This is a genomic window from Collinsella sp. Sow4_E3, assembly GCF_052116285.1.
Lineage (GTDB): Bacteria > Actinomycetota > Coriobacteriia > Coriobacteriales > Coriobacteriaceae > Collinsella.
On sequence record NZ_JBQKLJ010000006.1, the window covers coordinates 18,129 to 35,097 of the forward strand.

Below are 16,969 nucleotides of genomic sequence, written 5' to 3' on the forward strand. Positions count from 1 at the left end.
GAAATTCGTGGCGGTTATGCAAGCCTGCCGTCTACCGAGAAATCTAAATACTTCTTGACTTTTAAAAAAGAGATCAAAAACGCAGGATTCATTTTTGGTTAAACGCATAACTAAATTGCATAACCAACGCTCTGACCTGCGCGTTTACCGAAATAAGCTGGTATTAAGAAAAATGAGCACCTATATTGGTCTTGTCGAAAAGACAGCAAGTCCAAACGGCAGGGGATGCTCCGGAGGCCTCCGCAAACGGTGTCTTGCGCACGCAACTCTATGAAAAGAGGGAAGCAATGAAGATCGTAGGCGTTGCCGCCTGTACCGTGGGTATCGCCCACACGTATATGGCCCAGAAGGCGATTCAGGATGAATGCGCCGCCCGTGGCATCGAGTGCAAGGTCGAGGCTCAGGGTGGCCTGGGTATCGAGAATGAGCTCACGCAGGAAGACGTGGACTCCGCCGACCTGGTCCTGGAGTCCGTCGACGTGGGTGTCGAGAACGAGGACCGTTTTGAGCAGAAGATGGCCGAGGGCAAGTTCCTCAAGGTCGGTACTTCCGATGTGATCGCTGATCCGGTCAAGATCATCGACCAGGCTGTTGAGATTATCAAGGCGACGGGTGGCGCCGTTGACGCGCCCAAGGCCGAGGCCAAGGCAGAGAAGAAGGCCGTCTCCGCTGCCCCGCAGGCCCCGACACCGGCGTCCAAGCAGTCTATCTTTGCCGATCCTGGCAAGACGCTGCTCAATGCATTCAATACCGGCGTTTCCTATTTTATCCCCATTGTCGTTATCGGTGGCGTGTTCCTCGCCTTCTCGTTGGCATCCGGTACTGCCGGTGCTAACGGCATGGAGGTCACCAACCCGTTGATGGTGAGCCTTAACACCATCGGTATGGCCGGCATCTCTATGATGATTCCGGTGCTTGCGGCATACATCGCTTACTCGATGGCCGGCAAGCCCGCGCTTGCCCCTGGTTTTGTCCTGGGCTACTTGGTCAACAACGCCGTCGTCACGCCGAGTGGCAACAGCGTTTCGACCGGCTTCTTGGGCGCCATGATCATGGCTGTCATCTGCGGTTACTTTGTCCGCTGGATGAAGACCTGGAAGGTCAACAACACCATCCAGACCATCATGCCGATCCTGATCATCCCGATTCTGACCTCGCTCGTCCTGGGCATGGCCTACATCTACATCCTGGCCACGCCGCTTGGCTTTGTGATGGATTGGCTCACCAGCGTGCTCGGTAGCCTGCAGGGCGGCTCCGCCGTCGTCCTGGGCCTGGTCATTGGCGTTATGACCGCCTTCGATATGGGTGGTCCCGTCAACAAGACCGCTTCGACCTTTACCATGGCCATCATGGCCTCCGGCATCTACGGCCCCAACGGTATGTTCCGCGTCGCTGTCGCCATTCCCCCGATTGCTTGCGGCCTCGCTGCGCTCATCGCCAAGAACAAGTTCGATGACGCTGACCGTCAGATGGGTATCTCCGCACTGTTTATGGGCTGCATCGGTATTACCGAGGGCGCTATCCCCTTCGCGGTCAAGGATCTCGGTCACACCCTTCCCGGCATCTGCATCGGTTCTGCCGTGGGTGCGGCGCTTGCCGCCTTCCAGGGTATCGACTGCTACGTCCCGCACGGTGGCTTTATTGTCGCCCTTGCCACCAACAACGTCGCGCTGTTCTGCCTGGACATCGTGATTGGCTCCGTGGTCGCCGCTGCAATCCTGATTGCCATGAAGCCCACGCTCGATAAGCAGGCCAAGTAAACCTTTAAGGACTCCGGTTGTGCGGAGGGATGGATTTGACTCCGCACAACCGCCCCTACACAACAAAATCCATCCGTACTGATAGGGCCCGCATCTGGGTCCCAGGGAACTTTTGTCAAAAATCCTCTGGAGAAGGAGAACAAAATGTCCAACCTCACCATCCGCCAGGCCGTTCAGGGCATGCTCAAGCTGCAAGATAGCGGCGATCACGCAACCATGGTCGGCATTGGCCCCATGAGCCCCAACCTGATTCAGGCCGTGTTCGAGCTTGCCAAGGACGAGGATTTCCCGCCCATGTTTATCGCCAGCCGCAACCAGGTCGATATGGACGAGATGGGCGCCGGCTACGTCAACGGTTGGGACCAGAAGCGCTTTGCCGCCGACATCAAGAAGGTTGCCGACGAGGTGGGCTACACCGGCCCGTACTACCTGTGCCGCGATCACGGCGGTCCGTGGCAGCGCGACGAGGAGCGTAACGCCCACCTGCCCGAGGACGAGGCCATGGAGCTCGCCCGCAAGTCCTTCGTCGCCGACATGGAGGCAGGCTTTGACCTGCTGATGGTCGACCCCACCAAGGACCCCTATCAGATCGGCAAGGTTATTCCGCTCGACGTGGTGCTTCGCCGCACGATCGATCTTATCGACTACCTTGAGCAGTACCGTCGCGAGCATAACCTGCCCGAGGTCGCCTATGAGGTCGGTACCGAGGAGACCAATGGCGGCTTGACCTCTACCGATAAGTACGAGGAGTTCATTTCTCAGCTGCAGCCCGAGCTCGAGAAGCGCGGCTGCCCCATGCCCACCTTTATCGTCGGCCAGACCGGTACGCTCACCCGTTGGACCGAGCAGGTTGGCCATTACAACTTTAAGAACGCCCGCGAGCTCGCCGACATGGCAAAGCGCTACGGCGTGGGCCTGAAGGAGCACAACGCCGACTACCTGGACGACGCGACGCTGCTCGAGCACATTCCGGCTCACGTGACGGCTTCCAATGTCGCCCCTCAGTACGGCACCGAGGAGACCCGCGCCTACCTCAAGCTCTGCGCTACCGAGCAGATTCTGGTCGACAACGGCCTGTGCGACGATCCCTCCGACCTGTATCACACGCTGCTGGTCAAGGCTATCAAGACCGAGCGCTGGCGCAAGTGGATGACCGGCGATGATGTCAACCTGCAGGTTGACGACATTCTGGCCGACGACGAGCTCAGCCTGAAGATTCTGGATGTCTCCGGCCACTACGCGTTCAACGATCCCGAGGTCAAGGAGCAGGTCGAGAAGCTCTATCGCAACCTCGCTGCCCAGGACATCGACGGCAAGCGCTTTGTGATCGAGCATATCAAGCGCCCGATTAAGCAGTACGTCGTCGGTCTTAACCTCAAGGGCGTCACGAGCCGCATCGAGAAGGCTCTCGAGGACTAGGTAGTTCCGGCGTTTTGACAAACGCCGGACCGGTCGACGCTGCGCGAGCATCTGCCGGGCAATCTGGCGCTCAAGCCGTCGCTCGCGTACCAAAGTACGCTTCGCTCCTCTTTCGCACCACCTTGCCACGGCAGCTGCCCGCTCGCTGACGTTGGTTCGACCAGTGATTGAGCCGTTGTCCTTAGATTGCTAGCTATTCATTCGAAGGAGTTTGTACCATGAAGTTCTTTATCGATACCGCCAACCTTGACGAGATCGCCGAGGCCAAGAGCTGGGGCTGCCTTGCCGGCGTCACCACCAATCCGTCCCTGTACGCCAAGACCGGCGGTAAGCTCGCCGACTTTGAGCCCCATATGCTCAAGATTGCCGAGCTCTGCGAGGGTCTGCCCGTGTCTGCCGAGTCTACCGCGACTACTGCCGAGGGCATGATCGAGGAGGGCAAGCGTCTTGCCGCCCTGGCTCCCAACATTGTGGTCAAGCTCCCCGTCTGCGAGGCCGGCCTCGCCGCCTGCCGCGCGCTGGCCGATGCGGGCGTGCGCGTCAACATGACGCTCGTCTTCTCGCCGACGCAGGCCCTCATGGCCGCCAACGCCGGCGCTCGCTACATCAGCCCGTTTGTGGGACGCTTCGATGACATCGCCGAGGACGGTATCTCGCAGCTCGACAACGTTGTGACCTGCATCAAGAACTATGACTGGACCGGTAAGAACGTCGACGACACCGTCGAGATCATCACCGCATCCGTCCGCACGCCCAATCACGTGACCCAGGCGGCGCTGCTCGGTGCCGATATTGCGACCGTCCCCATGGCCGCTCTTAAGAAATGCCTGCATCACCCGCTGACCGACCAGGGCCTTGCCTCGTTCGAAGCTGACTGGAAAAAGGTCGTCGAGGCACAGTAACGATGGTTCTGCCGGCCCAGCATTTGTTATGCCGGGCCGGCGTGCTCAAGAGAGGAAACTCCATGACCGATCAGGAACTGGCCAAGATTGCCAATGAGGTTCGCCGCGGTATTGTCACGGGTGTCCACGCCGCCAAGTCGGGGCATCCGGGCGGGTCGCTTGACGCCGCCGACATTATGACCTATCTCTACTTTGAGGAAATGGATGTCGACCCGGCAAATCCGAGCCGCGCCGACCGCGACCGCTTTGTGCTCTCCAAGGGCCATTGCGCTCCGGCACTCTATGCCGTGCTCGCCGAGCGCGGGTTCTTTCCCAAAGAGGAGCTCGAGACGCTCCGTCATATCGGCAGCCGCCTGCAGGGCCATCCCAATATGAATGACACGCCGGGCGTCGACATGTCTACCGGATCGCTCGGTCAGGGTATCTCCGCCGCGGTTGGAATGGCGCTCGCCGCAAAGCACTGGGGTGACAGCTATCGCGTCTACACGCTGTTGGGCGACGGCGAGTGCGAGGAGGGGCAGGTGTGGGAGGCGGCCATGTTCGCCGGCAACCACGACCTGGATAACCTCGTCGCTATCGTCGATCACAATGGCCTGCAAATTGACGGCAGTATCGACGAAGTTAACTCGGCTATGCCGCTTGCCGACAAGTTTCGTGCCTTTAAGTGGCATGTGATTGAGCTCGCCGACGGTAACGACATGGCGCAGATTGCCGCGGCCTTTGCCGAGGCCCGCAAAGTGAGCGACTCGCCTGTGGCCATTATCGCCGAGACGGTGAAGGGCAAGGGCGTTTCCTTTATGGAAAATCAGGTGGGCTGGCACGGCAAGGCACCCAACGATGAACAGTTTGAGCAGGCCATGGCCGAGCTCGCAGCAGCAGGGGAGGAGCTCTAATGGCAGACGTCAAGAAAGTCGCCACGCGCGTTAGCTATGGCGAGGCACTTGTCGAGCTGGGCAATGAGCACGATGACTTTGTGGTTCTCGATGCCGACCTGGCCGCCGCCACACAGACCGGTAAGTTTAAGGCCGCGCACCCTGAGCGCTTCTACGACGCCGGCATTGCCGAGAGCAACTTGATGGGGCTTGCCGCCGGCATTGCAACCACGGGCCACGTCGCCTTTGCGAGCACCTTTGCCATGTTCGCCGCCGGCCGCGCGTACGAGCAAGTGCGTAATTCCATCGGCTATCCGCACCTCAACGTCAAAATCGGCGCCACGCACGCGGGCATTTCGGTCGGCGAAGACGGCGCCACGCATCAGTGCTGCGAGGATATCGCGCTCATGCGCACGATCCCGGGTATGACGGTGATCGTTCCCGCCGATGACATCGAGGCTCGCGCTTGCGTGCGCGCCGCCTATGAGTTTGAGGGACCGGTCTACATGCGTTTCGGCCGCCTGGCAACACCGGTCATCAACGATCGCGAGGACTATGAGTTCAAGATTGGTCGCGGCGTGGTCGTGCGCGAGGGGTCCGATGTGACCATCATCGCTTGTGGCCTTATGGTTGCCGAGGCACTTGAGGCTGCCGAGGCGCTCGCTGTCGATGGTATCGATGCCGAGGTTATCAACATGCACACGATCAAGCCGCTTGATGAGCGCCTGGTGGTTGCCAGCGCCAAGAAGACTGGTCGCGTGGTCACTGCCGAGGAGCACTCGATTATCGGCGGTCTTGGCGAGGCCGTGGCCTCGGTACTCGCGGAACAGCATCCGGTGCCGATGCGACGTGTCGGCGTGCGCGATGTGTATGGCGAGTCCGGCCCTGCGGTCGATTTGCTGCACGAATACGGTTTGGACGCCGACGGTATCGAAGCTGCGGTCAGGTCTGTGTTGTAAGGAAGGTTTCCATGGGATTTGTATCTGCCAACCAAGTGACGATCGGGTATACCGCCGCCTCGCGCGAGGACGCCCTGCATTATTTGTCCGAGCAGGCCATCGAGCTCGGTTTTGCCGATGACGCATCTGCCGTAGAGGCTGCCTTTATTGCTCGCGAGAACGAGGCCGAGACCGGCCTTGTCGCCGGTTTTGCCGTTCCGCATGCCAAAAGCGATGCGATCCACACGCCGGGCGTTGCCGTGCTTAAACTGGCCGAGCCCGTTGAATGGCCGAGCTTCGATGGGGTGCCCGTCGATGTTGCGCTCGCGCTGTACGTGCCCGCCGGCGAGGCTGGAACCACGCACCTGCGTCTGCTCTCCAAGGCTGCCGTGATGCTGATGGACGCCGGCTTCCGTGACAAGGTGCGCGCGAGCACCGATCCCGTTGAGATTGCGGAGCTCATCAATAGCGGACTCGAAGACTAGAACGGTCATCCCGTTCAATCAATCGATCCTTCTCCAAGGAAAAGGGCCGCGACGCCATAGAGGTGTCGCGGCCCTGTTTGCGTTTCCCCAGATAAAACCTGCCAAAATAAACCTGTCCCTTTTTGGCAGGCTGCGTCATAAAGCTTCTGTCTATGTAATAAAAGTACAATATGATATATACGTTATATACAAGCTTGTAACTCGCAGCAGATTTGCGGTAACGCAAGCCGATGAAGGGGTCGATATGATCAAGGCTGTTATTTTTGACATGGATGGAACGCTGATCGATACCGAGCGTTTGGACATGAGGGCATGGAAGGTGGGCGCGGCCGAGCTGGGGATCGCGATTGATGATGCGTTAATCCATCAGTTTATCGGCCGTTCGAATGCCGATGTTAAGGACATCCTTGAGGCGCATTACGGCAAGGGCGAAACCGCCGACGCGATTTTTGCCCGCAACATTGAGCTACACAGCGAGATGGCCAAGACCGACCTGGAGCTTAAGGCCGGCGCCGCCGAGTGCCTCGACGAGCTGCTGGCTGCGGGCTATCACGTGGGCCTTGCGACGTCGTCACGCCGCGTCGCGGCCGAGCGCAATCTTAAGACGGTCGGCCTCTTTGACAAGTTTGAGACGGTGACCTGCGGCGAGGACGTCGTGCACGGCAAGCCCGACCCCGAGATGTATCTGCTTGCCTGCGAGCGCGCGGGCTTTGCCCCCGAGGAATGCGCTGTGGTCGAGGATTCGCGCAACGGCTGCGTCTCGGGTATTACGGCCGGCTGCCATGTCTTTGCCGTCCCCGACATTGTGCCGCTGCCGCAGAATGTGGTGGATGGCTGCGAGGCCGTGCTCGATACGCTGTTCGACCTGACGGCGGCGGTCAAGGCCGTGCGCTAAAGGTATGCGCCGAGATCGATGACGGTGGCTTCGGAGTGGCCGCTTGCCTGGGTGCCGGCGCGCTCGGCGATCTGGGCGCCGATGCCGTGGCCGTCGGCTGCGGCATTCCGCTCTCCGGCGTCAATGATCTCAATTTTGATATCGGGATACAGGGCGAGGGCCTTGTGGATGCCAAGTATGCGCAGGGCGAGCTGCATGAATGCCTCCCTGTCCGTAACGGTGATTTGGCGTGGCACTCTTCGCGTTTCCCAAGATAAAACCTGCCAAAATAAACCTGTCCCTTTTTGGTAGGTTACTGGTTCATATTGCCGTGGATGTAGGGGGTGACCTCGGGGGAGATGTGGGCGCAGCCCAGCTCGCGCAGCGCGGACTCGATGGCGGCGGGCAGCGGGGTCTTGCCCTCGGCATTGACGGTAGCACCGCCGAGGGCGGCAATTTTGGCGACATCTGCGTGAGCGGCCTCGATACGCATGCGGCCGCCGACCAAGCGCGCGCGTACCTGCGACAGACCAAGATCGTGCAGGTAGTCCTCGCAGGCGCGGATTAAATCGACCTTCTCGTGCGTAAGCTCCTCGCCTGTGGGGACGCGCGTGGCAAGACAGGCTCCCGCCGGCAGGTTCCAAACGGGATAGCCCCATGCGCGCAGCAGCTCGCGCTCTTCGTCCTTGGTAAAGCCGACCTCCATAAGAGGGGAGCGTACGCCGAGCTCTTTGGCAGCGCGCATGCCGGGACGGTAGTCACCGCGATCGCTTGCATTGCTGCCATCGATGACGGTGGGAAAGCCGAGCGACTTAGCGTGGTTGACGATGGCGGTAAAGCCGGCGTGCTTGCAGTGGTAGCAACGGTTGGCGTCGTTGCAGGCTACTTGGGGGAGCTGCAGCTGATCGACCGAAAGATTGAGCACGGGGAGCTTAAAATGCGGTCCCTCATTGGTTTGCCTGTCAACGGATCGCTCAAACGAGGTCTGTTCGGGCGTGCCGATGAGCGGCGTGGTGAGGTGAACGAGAAGCGTGCTGGCAGGCATGATGCGGGCGCAGACCGCGGCCAAAAAGCTGCTGTCGACGCCACCGGAAAAGCCGATGGCGACGCGTCCGTATGCCAAAAGCAGCTGTTCGAGCGCCGCGAGTTTGTCCTGAAGCTCCTTTGCAGGTGCGGTAGTGTCTGAAAGCATAAAACAATCCTTACCATTGAGTACTCGGTCGAAAACTATAATCCTATCGGACTGCTCGTCATATGACTTTTGCCTATGTAACGATAGTGCAATATGCTATATACGTTATATACAAGTTTGTAAAGTGCGCTAGAGTGGCCGTAATGCAATCCGGTTAGGGGACCGATATGATCAAGACTGTAATTTTTGACATGGACGGAACGCTGGTCGATACCGAGCGTTTGGGCATCAAGGCATGGAAGGCGGGCGCTGCCGAGCTGGGGGTCGCGATTGATGATGCGCTGATCCATCAGTTTATCGGCCGCACTCTGCCCGATGTCATGGACATCCTTGATAAGCATTACGGCAGCCATGAAACCACCGAGGCGATCTATGTTCGCCACAAGGAGATTCGCGACGAGATGGTCAAGACCGATTTGGAGCTTAAGGCCGGTGCCGCCGAGTGCATAGGCGAGCTGCTGGCTGCGGGCTATCACGTGGGTCTAGCGACGTCGTCGCGCCTCGCTACGGCCGAGCGCAACCTTAAGATGGTCGGCCTTTTTGACAAGTTTGAGACGGTGACCTGCGGCGAGGACGTCGTGCACGGCAAGCCCGACCCCGAGATGTATCTGCTTGCTTGCGAGCGCGCGGGCTTCGCCCCCGAGGAATGCGCCGTGGTCGAGGATTCACGCAACGGCTGCGTCTCGGGTATTACGGCCGGCTGCCATGTCTTTGCCGTCCCCGACATTGTGCCGCTGCCGCAGAATGTGGTGGATGGCTGCGAGGCCGTGCTCGATACGCTGTTCGACCTTGCGGCGGCGGTCAAGGCCGTGCGCTAGACAGCTGCGGCGTTGAAACGGGCAATTGCCCACATTTACGCTTAAGCATAAGGGGTCCGGCAATGGCCGGGCCTCTTTTGCTTAAGCTGCGTTTTGGCATACTGGTCGACGTGCTATAGATACGCGCCCAGGTTGATGGCGGTGGCTTCGGCTTGGCTGCCCGCCTGGGTACTGGCGCGCTCTAAGAGGAACGGCCGCACGAGTTCCTGACGGTTGATGTCCTCGGCGGCTGTGACCTCGGTGACGGTGCGTGCGGCGGAGCCGATACGGACGCGTTTGGTTTTTGTCGGCGCCGTGTTCTCGATCTGCTCCACGAGCAGCTGCACGCCCTTGCGGCCAATTTCGTAACCCGGCGGTGCCACTGTGGTGAGAGGGACCGACCCGCTCCATGCAAGCGGGTTGCCGTCGCAGCCGGCCACGCGAACCTGCTTGGGGACGGAGATGCCTTTGTCGATCAACGCCGAGATAACACCCGAGGCCAATACGTCGGTTAGGCCGATGACAAAATCCGGACGCTCATCGGTGGAACGCTCGGCAATTTGAGTGCCGATACTGTAGCCGTCGGCTGCGGTATTCCATTCTCCGGCGTCAATGACCTCAATTTTGATGTCGGGATGAAGGGCGAGGGCCTTGTGAATGCCAAGCACGCGCAGGGTGAGCTGCATAAATGCCGCTCTGCCCACAACGGTGATATGGCGTGCGCCGCGGGCAATGGCGAGCTCGGCGATAATGCGCCCCTGTGCCTCGTTGTCGGCGGCCACGTAGTAACCGGGCTCGGAACAGTGGATGTCCAGATGGACAATCGGCACGGGCATCATGGTCATGGCGGGGTGCCAATCGGGGGATGCCATGGGCTGAACCATGACGCCGGACATCTGCGTGCCCATAAAGTAGCGCAGGTAATGGTCTTCGAGAATATCGTCGTTATCGGCGTTGGCGATAAGCAGGTCGTAACCGTGCTTGCGGGCCTCGTTATGGGCACCGCTGGCAATTTGGAGCGAGAAGCCGTGGTCGAGACGGGGGAGGACCAGGCCAAAGGACTTAGTGGTGCCTCCTGCGAGCTGGCGGGCGCTTTGGTTGGGCAGGTAGCCAAGGCGATTGATGGTCTCGTTGATGAGTTTGAGGGTCTCGGGGCGCAGCTTTTCAGGATGGTTGAGCGCGTTGGATACCGTGCCCAGCGAGACCCCTGCCTCGCGCGCGACGTCGCTGATTTTTACCTTTGCCATAGCGGCCCCTTTGATGCGTTTCAAGTACAAGCCAGATTGTAGCATCGCCCGTCCCTGGGGTGTCAAAACCTGCCAATTAGGGACAGGTTTATTTTGGCAGGTTTTATCTGGGGAAACGCTATTGCCAACGCGACCACCACGAAGGGGGCAGGCACCTTTGTGGTGGTTTGGACCGGCTGAACGTGTGTGCATCGGGTGGTATCTAAGTTGAGATACCACTTCTGGTATATCAGCTTGCGCTTGCGTGAGTACAATACTCGAACGTTATACGTCTCAGCGCCCCTTGTGCGTGGACGTTTTACAGTCACGCGAGCGAAGGGATTTATCCTATGTGCGGAATTGTCGGCTACACCGGCTCTGATATTGCAAAGAACATCCTTGTCACGGGCCTTAAGCGTATGGAATATCGCGGCTATGACTCCTCGGGCGTCGCACTCGAGGTGGGCGAGGGCACGGCGGCTCACCTCGACGTCATTCGCCGCGTGGGCAAGGTCGCGGGCCTGGAGAGCGAACTTACCAATGTCGACAGCGACGCCACCTGCGGCATCGGCCACACCCGCTGGGCTACCCACGGCAAGCCCTCCGTTGTCAACGCCCATCCCCACACCAGCTGCGACGGTCGCATCGCCATCGTCCACAACGGCATCATCGAGAACTTCGCCGAGCTGCGTGAGGAGCTGGAGGGCCGCGGCCATCACTTTAAGAGCGAGACCGACACCGAGGTCTTTGCGCACTTGATCGAAGAGGCCTATGCCGAGACACACGACCTGATGGCTTCTGTGCGCGAGGCCTGCGCCCACGTGGTGGGCGCCTATGGTTTGGCCGCCGTTTCTGCCGATGAGCCCGGCGTGATCGCCGTGGCCCGCAAGGACTCCCCGATTGTGGTCGGTGTCGGCGAAACCGGCTCCTACGTTGCCTCCGACGTGATCGCGCTTATCGATGCCACCCGCGATGTCGTGGTGCTCGAAGACGGTCAGTTTGCCAAGCTTACGCCCGCAGGCGTCGAGTATACCGACGAGGCTGGCAACGTGATTGAGCCCAAGCTTACCCATATCGACTGGGACCTGGATATGGCCGAAAAGGGCGGTTATCCCGACTTTATGCTTAAGGAGATCCATGAGCAGCCTCGCGTCGTGCGTGATACCCTGGTGGGCCGCATGACCCCCGCCGGTGAGCTCGATATCGACGAGCTGGGCCTTTCGCTCGAGGAGCTCAACGATATCGACCGCGTGTATGTGATTGCCTGCGGCACCAGCTACCATGCCGGACTTATCGCCAAGAACCTTATTGAGGGTTGGGCTCGTATTCCTACCGAGGTCGAGGCGGCAAGCGAGTTCCGCTATCGCAACCCCATCATCACGCCGACGACGCTTGTCGTGGCCGTGTCCCAGTCGGGCGAGACGGCCGACACCCTTGCCGCCATTCGCGATGCGCGCATCAAGGGCGCCAAGGTCTTTGGCATCACCAACGTGCTGGGCAGCCCGGTGGCGCGCGAGAGCGACGGCGTTATCTACACCAAGGCCAACAAGGAGATTGCAGTTGCCTCGACCAAGAGCTTCATCGGTCAGGTCGTGAGCCTTACGCTTTTGGCCCTGCTGCTGGCGCAGGTTAAGTACCGTCTGACCACCAAGCAGGCGCGCATGCTGTTCCGCGAGCTTTCCGATACGGCCGAGCAGATCCAGTGGATCCTGGATACGCAGACCGAGGCCGTGCACGAGGCCGCGCTTGTCTGCAAGGACGCGCAGTCTGCACTGTTCGTGGGTCGCGGCATGGGCGCCGCCATTTCCTACGAGGGCGCGCTCAAGCTCAAGGAGGTCAGCTACCTGCATGCCGAGGCATATGCTGCCGGCGAGATGAAGCACGGCCCTATCGCGCTGATCGACCCGGGTTTCCCCGTTATCGCGGTTGCAACCAAGAGCGCAACATACGACAAGACGGTGTCGAACCTCATGGAGTGCAAGGCGCGCGGCGCCAAGGTCATCGTCGTTGCTACCGAGGGCGACGAGGAAATCAACAAGATCGCCGACTGCGTCATTCGCGTGCCGGCCGTCCGCGACGTATTCAGCCCCATCACGGCGAGCGTTCCGCTGCAGCTGCTCGCCCGCGAGGTTGCCATCCTGCGCGGTTGCGACGTTGACCAGCCCCGCAACCTGGCCAAGAGTGTCACAGTAGAGTAATCGAGTTCCTACGTCCTAACAACTAAGGCCCGGCTTCGTTGCGGCGGAGCTGGGCCTTGTTGCATTTGCCCAGATAAAACCTGCCAAAATAAACCTGTCCCTTTTTGGCAGGTTAGCGGAGCTTGCTGGTCTCGAAGTACTCGGGATATTGGTCCAGGACCTCGGTCTGGTTGCGGAACATCATATGCAGGTGCTTGCTGACCAAAAAGCTTGCCTCGATAGGATCGCGACCGGCGATGGCGCGGCGGATTTGCTTGTGCTCGTTAACAATCTCCTGATTGTCGAGCGCCTGCGTAGCGGCGCGCAGCCAGCGGAAGCGCTCCAGGTCGGCATTGGTCGCCTCGAGCCACGACCACACGGTGCTGCGGCACGCGATGCTAAAGATCATGCGGTGCATGAGGTTGTCGCTTAAAAAGAAGCCGATGCGGTCCTCTTCGGCCATGGCTTTTTCCTGCAGCGCGATGGCTCGGTCGAGCTGCTCGACGCCTACCGAGGTGGCACGGGCGCAGCACTCCACAATCACCTGCTTTTCCAGGTGTTCGCGAATGTAGCAGGCACTCTCGGCAAGGGTGAGGTTGATGGGCGAGACATAGGTGCCGCTTTGGGGCACGGTGCGCACTAGGCCCTCTTGCGCCAGACGCACCAGTGCCTCGCGCACAGGGGTGCGCCCCATATCTAGGTCGTCACAAAGCTGCTTGACGCCCAACTTTTCGCCCGGCTTGTAGTCCAGGTAGACTATTTTGCGTCGAATGGTGTGGTAGGACTGGTCCTGTAGGCTCGTTTCCTGCTCGCCGACGTGCATCGATTCTTCCATAGTGCCTCGCAACTGTTCTATCACACTCATATGTCAGTTGTTAATTATGCCGCGAATCAGCTCTCCGCGCTGGGTAATTCGGTTGTTGCCCGAGAACTATTGCGGCATTTTAGTCTGTTTTTGCGCATGGCTGTGCTCGATGTTGCCGTATCATAAGCCGTCGCAAACGTGAAATAGAAAGAAGGAATCCCGTATGCAACTGGTAAATATCGTACGCGAGCGCTGGAAGGGTGTCTTGTTCTGCCTGATCATCGCCATCCCTGCGTCGTTGCTCGGCAAACAGATTGAGGTGGTCGGTGGGCCGGTATTTGCCATCCTCTTTGGCATGGTTCTGGCGCTCGTCTTTCCCAAGAATCGTCGCGAACAGCTCGCCGCCGGCGTCACCTATACGTCTAAAAAAGTCTTGCAGTACGCGGTTATTCTGCTTGGCTTTGGCATGAACCTCTCGCAGATTCTGTCCAAAGGCGCCCAGTCGTTGCCGATTATCGTGGCTACGATCTTGACCTCGCTCGTCATCGCTTTTGTGCTCTGCCGCGTTATGAACGTGCCGGGCAAGATCGCGACGCTTGTGGGTGTGGGTTCGTCGATTTGCGGCGGTTCCGCCATCGCCGCGACCGCGCCTGTCATCGATGCCGACGATCGCGAGATTGCCCAGGCTATTTCGGTCATCTTCCTGTTTAACGTTATCGCGGCGCTCGTGTTTCCAACGCTTGGAGGCATGCTTGGGCTGACCAACGAGGGCTTTGGCCTGTTTGCCGGTACCGCTATCAACGACACCTCGTCTGTAACGGCTGCGGCGAGCGCCTGGGACAGTATGCATCCCGGCGCCAATGTGCTCGAGAGCGCTACGGTAGTCAAGCTCACCAGGACGCTGGCCATTATTCCCATCACGTTGGTCCTCGCATGCTGGCAGATGCATCTGGCGCGCAAGGCCGGCGGCGACGCCAAAAGCACGTTTTCCCTTAAGCGCGCGTTTCCCATGTTTGTGCTGTTCTTTGTGCTGGCGAGTGTGGTCACCACAGTGTTTCAGCTTCCCGCGTCCGTTACGGCGCCCATCAAGGAGCTGTCGAAGTTCTTTATCGTGATGGCCATGGCGGCTATTGGCTTTAATACCGATATCGTCGAGCTGGTCAAAAAAGGCGGCAAGCCCATCGCATTGGGCTTTTGCTGCTGGATTGGCATTGCGTGCATGGGTTTGGGAATGCAGCACGTGCTGGGAATCTGGTAGAGAAGTAGCCCATTTACGTGCTGGTTGCCGGTGGCCGCATCCTCGCGGTGGAGCGATAGGAGCTCTTGCGGGTATGGCTTGTCCGCAGGTTAATAGATCCCGAAGAGCTCTTATCGCCCCGCCAGGATGGCGATGCGGGGCAACACCTATACTCGCAGGATGGCGCTTTCTGCCCTATAGTGTTTGGTGAGCAATATCGTTCAATTTTGAAACACTCGGTCGTGCGACCGTCGGCGGTTGTACGTCGCAGCGGACAGGGGCAAATCATGGATAGCGATGCCAAGCTGAAGATCTTGAGCGATGCCCTAGCTGCTGCCGGGGCCTCGGCATTGGCAATCGATGCGCGCGGGGACGTCGCGATCTCGACCATGAATGACGCGGCGCTTGAGCGGGATGTGGCGGCTTTTGTCGCTGAGCGCCTCGACCGCATAGGAGACGGCGCGCGTCTGGTTATGGGGCGTGCGGGTACGCGCCTGAGCCTGACCGTTCGCCCCACCGATAAAGAGGGCGGGGGCCTTTGGGTCATCGTGGTCCGCGAGGTGCGCGCCGCCGCGGCGCATGCGGGCATCGAGTGGCTTAACGCCGACGAAGTTGAGGCCCGCTACGAATCGAGCGCGTACGGCATCGTCGAAGACGCGGCAGCGGTCGCTGCCCCCGTACGGGAGAGCTATGCGCACGGAGTGCCCCTTATGCTCGAGGGCGAGCTGGGCGCGGGACAGGATCAGATTGCAAAACGCCTGTACCTGGATGGACCCTATGCCGATCAGCCCTTTGTGTCCGTTGCGCTCGATGAGCTTACGGATCGCGGTTGGCGCCATCTGCTCAAAAGTTCCGAATCGCCGCTATTCCAAACGGGGCTGACACTTTGCATGGGCGGCTGGCATGCTGTTGGCCCCCAACGCCTGCGCGAGCTCGTGTCCGCAATGATCGACACGGCGCTCGCAACTCGTTGCCATGTGGTGTTGACGGCAAACGACATGCCAGGCGGCGGCGAAAGCGATCAGGCTGCTTTTGTAACCGAGCGTCTGGCCTGTGCAGTGAGTGTGGCGCCGGCGATTGCCGAGCAGGGCGGCGCGTCGGAAAAGGTTGCGCGCTATCTGGAGTATCTGGCAGATATGTTTGAGACGGCAACACCCGCCTTGTCGTCCGGGGCGGCAAAGACACTCGATGCCTATCGATGGCCCCGTAACTATCTACAGCTTCGTGAGGTTTCGGAACGACTTTATATATTAGTGAGGATGGGTACGGCCGAGCGGGCGGTGGCGGAGGAGGTGCTCGCTCAGGAGGACGTTATCAAGACCGCGACCTTTGGTGCCCCGACGCTCGATAGCGATCTGTATATCTTGCGCCCACTGGCCGATACCGAGCGCGATATCGCGCGGCTGGTCGTAGGTCACCTTCACGGCAACAGGACCCGAGCTGCCGAAGTGCTAGGCATAAGCCGTACGACCCTGTGGCGCCTGCTGAAGGACGACGACCGTTAAGCGAGGCGCCCGTGACCGCGCGCGGCGCGTGTGATACAGTCCAAAGCAGTATTGTTTCGACTGTGTTACGGCGTGCGGGGAGTATGGCGGAGACTTCAAAAACAAATCGGGTTCGAAAGCCCGCGGCGCCGGTCAACCGTCGCACGACTTCACGGACGTGGGGCAAAAGCGCCTCGGGGTTCGACGGCTCGTTCAAACGCACTAAATATGGTTATCCTTCGGCAAGCGCTCGCTTGGCCATGCAGGCCGAATCATCGCTGTGGGGCCGTAAGCGTGTGGTGGGGTCAAAGCTCAAGCACGATGGAACGCTCGGCTACATTAGCCGTGGCGCTGCTCGCCGTAGCGGCCTCAATCCCGCAGGCTGGCATCGCTATGTTCCGATCGCGGTCGTTGTCGCGGTGATTGTCATCGCGCTCGCGGCGCTCGGTTACGCCGGCGGCGGGGCCAATCTGGACGCAATGTTTAAGTCGCCCGAGCTCGCGCATGCAGGCACAGAAGTTGTCGAGGGCGTTCAGACCCAGACGGGCGTCGCGCCCCAGCGCGGTATGGTCGCAGCCGCTGCCACCATTGCCGATGCGCAAAAGGACGAGGGCGAACAGGGCGATGGCGCCAAAGCAACTCGAACGAATGAAACGACGACAAATCCATCGGCAAGATAAGTTGCTAGTGGGGTAGCAAATTTGGGACGGGGCCTTTTAGCTGCCCAAGTGTCGAATGCCAGCAGCAGCTCATTCGATGTCAGTCGCCAACAGCGAGCGGGCCGCATTTGCGCCAAGGTGA

16 protein-coding genes are annotated in these 16,969 nt (G+C 59.8%); 12 read left to right on the forward strand and 4 right to left on the reverse strand.

Annotated elements, in window-relative coordinates:
* Nucleotides 1–287 precede the first annotated feature (287 nt).
* The 7 genes from ACTQ48_RS05255 to ACTQ48_RS05285 all read left to right on the forward strand — a co-directional run bounded on the left by ACTQ48_RS05255 (nucleotide 288) and on the right by ACTQ48_RS05285 (nucleotide 7,271).
* Nucleotides 288–1,760, forward strand: coding sequence for a PTS fructose transporter subunit IIC (locus ACTQ48_RS05255; RefSeq protein WP_441016594.1), 1,473 nt, complete (start codon nucleotides 288–290; stop codon nucleotides 1,758–1,760).
* 144 nt (nucleotides 1,761–1,904) lie between these two features.
* The gene (locus ACTQ48_RS05260; protein WP_427719788.1) at nucleotides 1,905–3,179 is read left to right on the forward strand and encodes a class II D-tagatose-bisphosphate aldolase non-catalytic subunit; all 1,275 of its coding nucleotides are present in this window, start codon (nucleotides 1,905–1,907) and stop codon (nucleotides 3,177–3,179) included.
* A 218-nt stretch (nucleotides 3,180–3,397) separates the two neighbouring features.
* Nucleotides 3,398–4,081, forward strand: a complete 684-nt coding sequence (fsa, locus tag ACTQ48_RS05265) for a fructose-6-phosphate aldolase (RefSeq protein WP_117757862.1) — start codon at nucleotides 3,398–3,400, stop codon at nucleotides 4,079–4,081.
* 62 nt (nucleotides 4,082–4,143) lie between these two features.
* Nucleotides 4,144–4,974, forward strand: coding sequence for a transketolase (locus ACTQ48_RS05270; protein WP_441570316.1), 831 nt, complete (start codon nucleotides 4,144–4,146; stop codon nucleotides 4,972–4,974).
* The gene (locus ACTQ48_RS05275) at nucleotides 4,974–5,912 is read left to right on the forward strand and encodes a transketolase family protein (protein WP_441570317.1); all 939 of its coding nucleotides are present in this window, start codon (nucleotides 4,974–4,976) and stop codon (nucleotides 5,910–5,912) included. Before ACTQ48_RS05270 ends, ACTQ48_RS05275 begins: the two co-directional genes overlap by 1 nt.
* Before the next feature lie 11 nt (nucleotides 5,913–5,923).
* Nucleotides 5,924–6,376, forward strand: a complete 453-nt coding sequence (locus ACTQ48_RS05280; protein ID WP_195503788.1) for a PTS sugar transporter subunit IIA — start codon at nucleotides 5,924–5,926, stop codon at nucleotides 6,374–6,376.
* Nucleotides 6,377–6,620: 244 nt separating this feature from the next.
* Nucleotides 6,621–7,271: an HAD family hydrolase gene (locus tag ACTQ48_RS05285; protein WP_427795280.1), complete on the forward strand. Its 651-nt coding sequence runs from the start codon at nucleotides 6,621–6,623 to the stop codon at nucleotides 7,269–7,271.
* Here the strand turns inward: ACTQ48_RS05285 and ACTQ48_RS05290 are convergent.
* Entirely contained in the window at nucleotides 7,268–7,468 is a 201-nt protein-coding gene (locus ACTQ48_RS05290) for a hypothetical protein (RefSeq protein WP_441016603.1), read from the reverse strand. The two genes, ACTQ48_RS05285 and ACTQ48_RS05290, sit on opposite strands and share 4 nt — an antisense overlap.
* 95 nt (nucleotides 7,469–7,563) lie before the next feature.
* Complete coding sequence (locus tag ACTQ48_RS05295; protein ID WP_441540786.1) at nucleotides 7,564–8,442, reverse strand: hypothetical protein; 879 nt, start codon at nucleotides 8,440–8,442, stop codon at nucleotides 7,564–7,566.
* A gap of 167 nt (nucleotides 8,443–8,609) precedes the next feature.
* On the opposite strand from ACTQ48_RS05295, the gene ACTQ48_RS05300 reads away from it, so the two are divergent.
* Nucleotides 8,610–9,260 carry an HAD family hydrolase gene (locus tag ACTQ48_RS05300; protein ID WP_441555001.1) on the forward strand — a complete coding sequence of 217 codons (651 nt, stop codon included), beginning with the start codon at nucleotides 8,610–8,612 and terminating at the stop codon, nucleotides 9,258–9,260.
* 113 nt (nucleotides 9,261–9,373) lie between these two features.
* On the opposite strand, the gene ACTQ48_RS05305 is transcribed toward ACTQ48_RS05300, so the two are convergent.
* Complete coding sequence (locus tag ACTQ48_RS05305; protein ID WP_441570318.1) at nucleotides 9,374–10,486, reverse strand: LacI family DNA-binding transcriptional regulator; 1,113 nt, start codon at nucleotides 10,484–10,486, stop codon at nucleotides 9,374–9,376.
* A 329-nt stretch (nucleotides 10,487–10,815) separates the two neighbouring features.
* On the opposite strand from ACTQ48_RS05305, the gene glmS reads away from it, so the two are divergent.
* Nucleotides 10,816–12,663: a glutamine--fructose-6-phosphate transaminase (isomerizing) gene (glmS, locus tag ACTQ48_RS05310; RefSeq protein ID WP_441565620.1), complete on the forward strand. Its 1,848-nt coding sequence runs from the start codon at nucleotides 10,816–10,818 to the stop codon at nucleotides 12,661–12,663.
* Between the two features lie 112 nt (nucleotides 12,664–12,775).
* Here the strand turns inward: glmS and ACTQ48_RS05315 are convergent, their stop codons facing one another.
* On the reverse strand, nucleotides 12,776–13,477 hold the full coding sequence (locus ACTQ48_RS05315) for a GntR family transcriptional regulator (protein ID WP_441041386.1): 702 nt from the start codon (nucleotides 13,475–13,477) through the stop codon (nucleotides 12,776–12,778).
* Nucleotides 13,478–13,670: 193 nt separating this feature from the next.
* Here ACTQ48_RS05315 and ACTQ48_RS05320 point away from each other — a divergent pair, with 193 nt between their 5' ends.
* From ACTQ48_RS05320 to ACTQ48_RS05330, 3 genes are all read left to right on the forward strand, one after another.
* A complete protein-coding gene (locus tag ACTQ48_RS05320) occupies nucleotides 13,671–14,705 on the forward strand; it encodes a YeiH family protein (RefSeq protein WP_427719780.1) in 1,035 nt (344 codons plus the stop codon).
* Between the two features lie 266 nt (nucleotides 14,706–14,971).
* Nucleotides 14,972–16,189: a helix-turn-helix domain-containing protein gene (locus tag ACTQ48_RS05325; RefSeq protein WP_441570319.1), complete on the forward strand. Its 1,218-nt coding sequence runs from the start codon at nucleotides 14,972–14,974 to the stop codon at nucleotides 16,187–16,189.
* An 83-nt stretch (nucleotides 16,190–16,272) separates the two neighbouring features.
* Nucleotides 16,273–16,848, forward strand: a complete 576-nt coding sequence (locus ACTQ48_RS05330; protein ID WP_441064072.1) for a hypothetical protein — start codon at nucleotides 16,273–16,275, stop codon at nucleotides 16,846–16,848.
* Nucleotides 16,849–16,969 lie beyond the last annotated feature (121 nt).

Excerpts from the sequence above, each read along its gene's own strand:
- ACTQ48_RS05255 (WP_441016594.1), top strand. The coding sequence starts at position 288 with ATGAAGATCGTAGGCGTTGCCGCCTGTACCGTGGGTATCGCCCACACG.
- ACTQ48_RS05260 (WP_427719788.1), top strand. The coding sequence starts at position 1,905 with ATGTCCAACCTCACCATCCGCCAGGCCGTTCAGGGCATGCTCAAGCTG.
- fsa (WP_117757862.1), top strand. The coding sequence starts at position 3,398 with ATGAAGTTCTTTATCGATACCGCCAACCTTGACGAGATCGCCGAGGCC.
- ACTQ48_RS05270 (WP_441570316.1), top strand. The coding sequence starts at position 4,144 with ATGACCGATCAGGAACTGGCCAAGATTGCCAATGAGGTTCGCCGCGGT.
- ACTQ48_RS05275 (WP_441570317.1), top strand. The coding sequence starts at position 4,974 with ATGGCAGACGTCAAGAAAGTCGCCACGCGCGTTAGCTATGGCGAGGCA.
- ACTQ48_RS05280 (WP_195503788.1), top strand. The coding sequence starts at position 5,924 with ATGGGATTTGTATCTGCCAACCAAGTGACGATCGGGTATACCGCCGCC.
- ACTQ48_RS05285 (WP_427795280.1), top strand. The coding sequence starts at position 6,621 with ATGATCAAGGCTGTTATTTTTGACATGGATGGAACGCTGATCGATACC.
- ACTQ48_RS05290 (WP_441016603.1), bottom strand. The coding sequence starts at position 7,468 with ATGCAGCTCGCCCTGCGCATACTTGGCATCCACAAGGCCCTCGCCCTG.
- ACTQ48_RS05295 (WP_441540786.1), bottom strand. The coding sequence starts at position 8,442 with ATGCTTTCAGACACTACCGCACCTGCAAAGGAGCTTCAGGACAAACTC.
- ACTQ48_RS05300 (WP_441555001.1), top strand. The coding sequence starts at position 8,610 with ATGATCAAGACTGTAATTTTTGACATGGACGGAACGCTGGTCGATACC.
- ACTQ48_RS05305 (WP_441570318.1), bottom strand. The coding sequence starts at position 10,486 with ATGGCAAAGGTAAAAATCAGCGACGTCGCGCGCGAGGCAGGGGTCTCG.
- glmS (WP_441565620.1), top strand. The coding sequence starts at position 10,816 with ATGTGCGGAATTGTCGGCTACACCGGCTCTGATATTGCAAAGAACATC.
- ACTQ48_RS05315 (WP_441041386.1), bottom strand. The coding sequence starts at position 13,477 with ATGGAAGAATCGATGCACGTCGGCGAGCAGGAAACGAGCCTACAGGAC.
- ACTQ48_RS05320 (WP_427719780.1), top strand. The coding sequence starts at position 13,671 with ATGCAACTGGTAAATATCGTACGCGAGCGCTGGAAGGGTGTCTTGTTC.
- ACTQ48_RS05325 (WP_441570319.1), top strand. The coding sequence starts at position 14,972 with ATGGATAGCGATGCCAAGCTGAAGATCTTGAGCGATGCCCTAGCTGCT.
- ACTQ48_RS05330 (WP_441064072.1), top strand. The coding sequence starts at position 16,273 with ATGGCGGAGACTTCAAAAACAAATCGGGTTCGAAAGCCCGCGGCGCCG.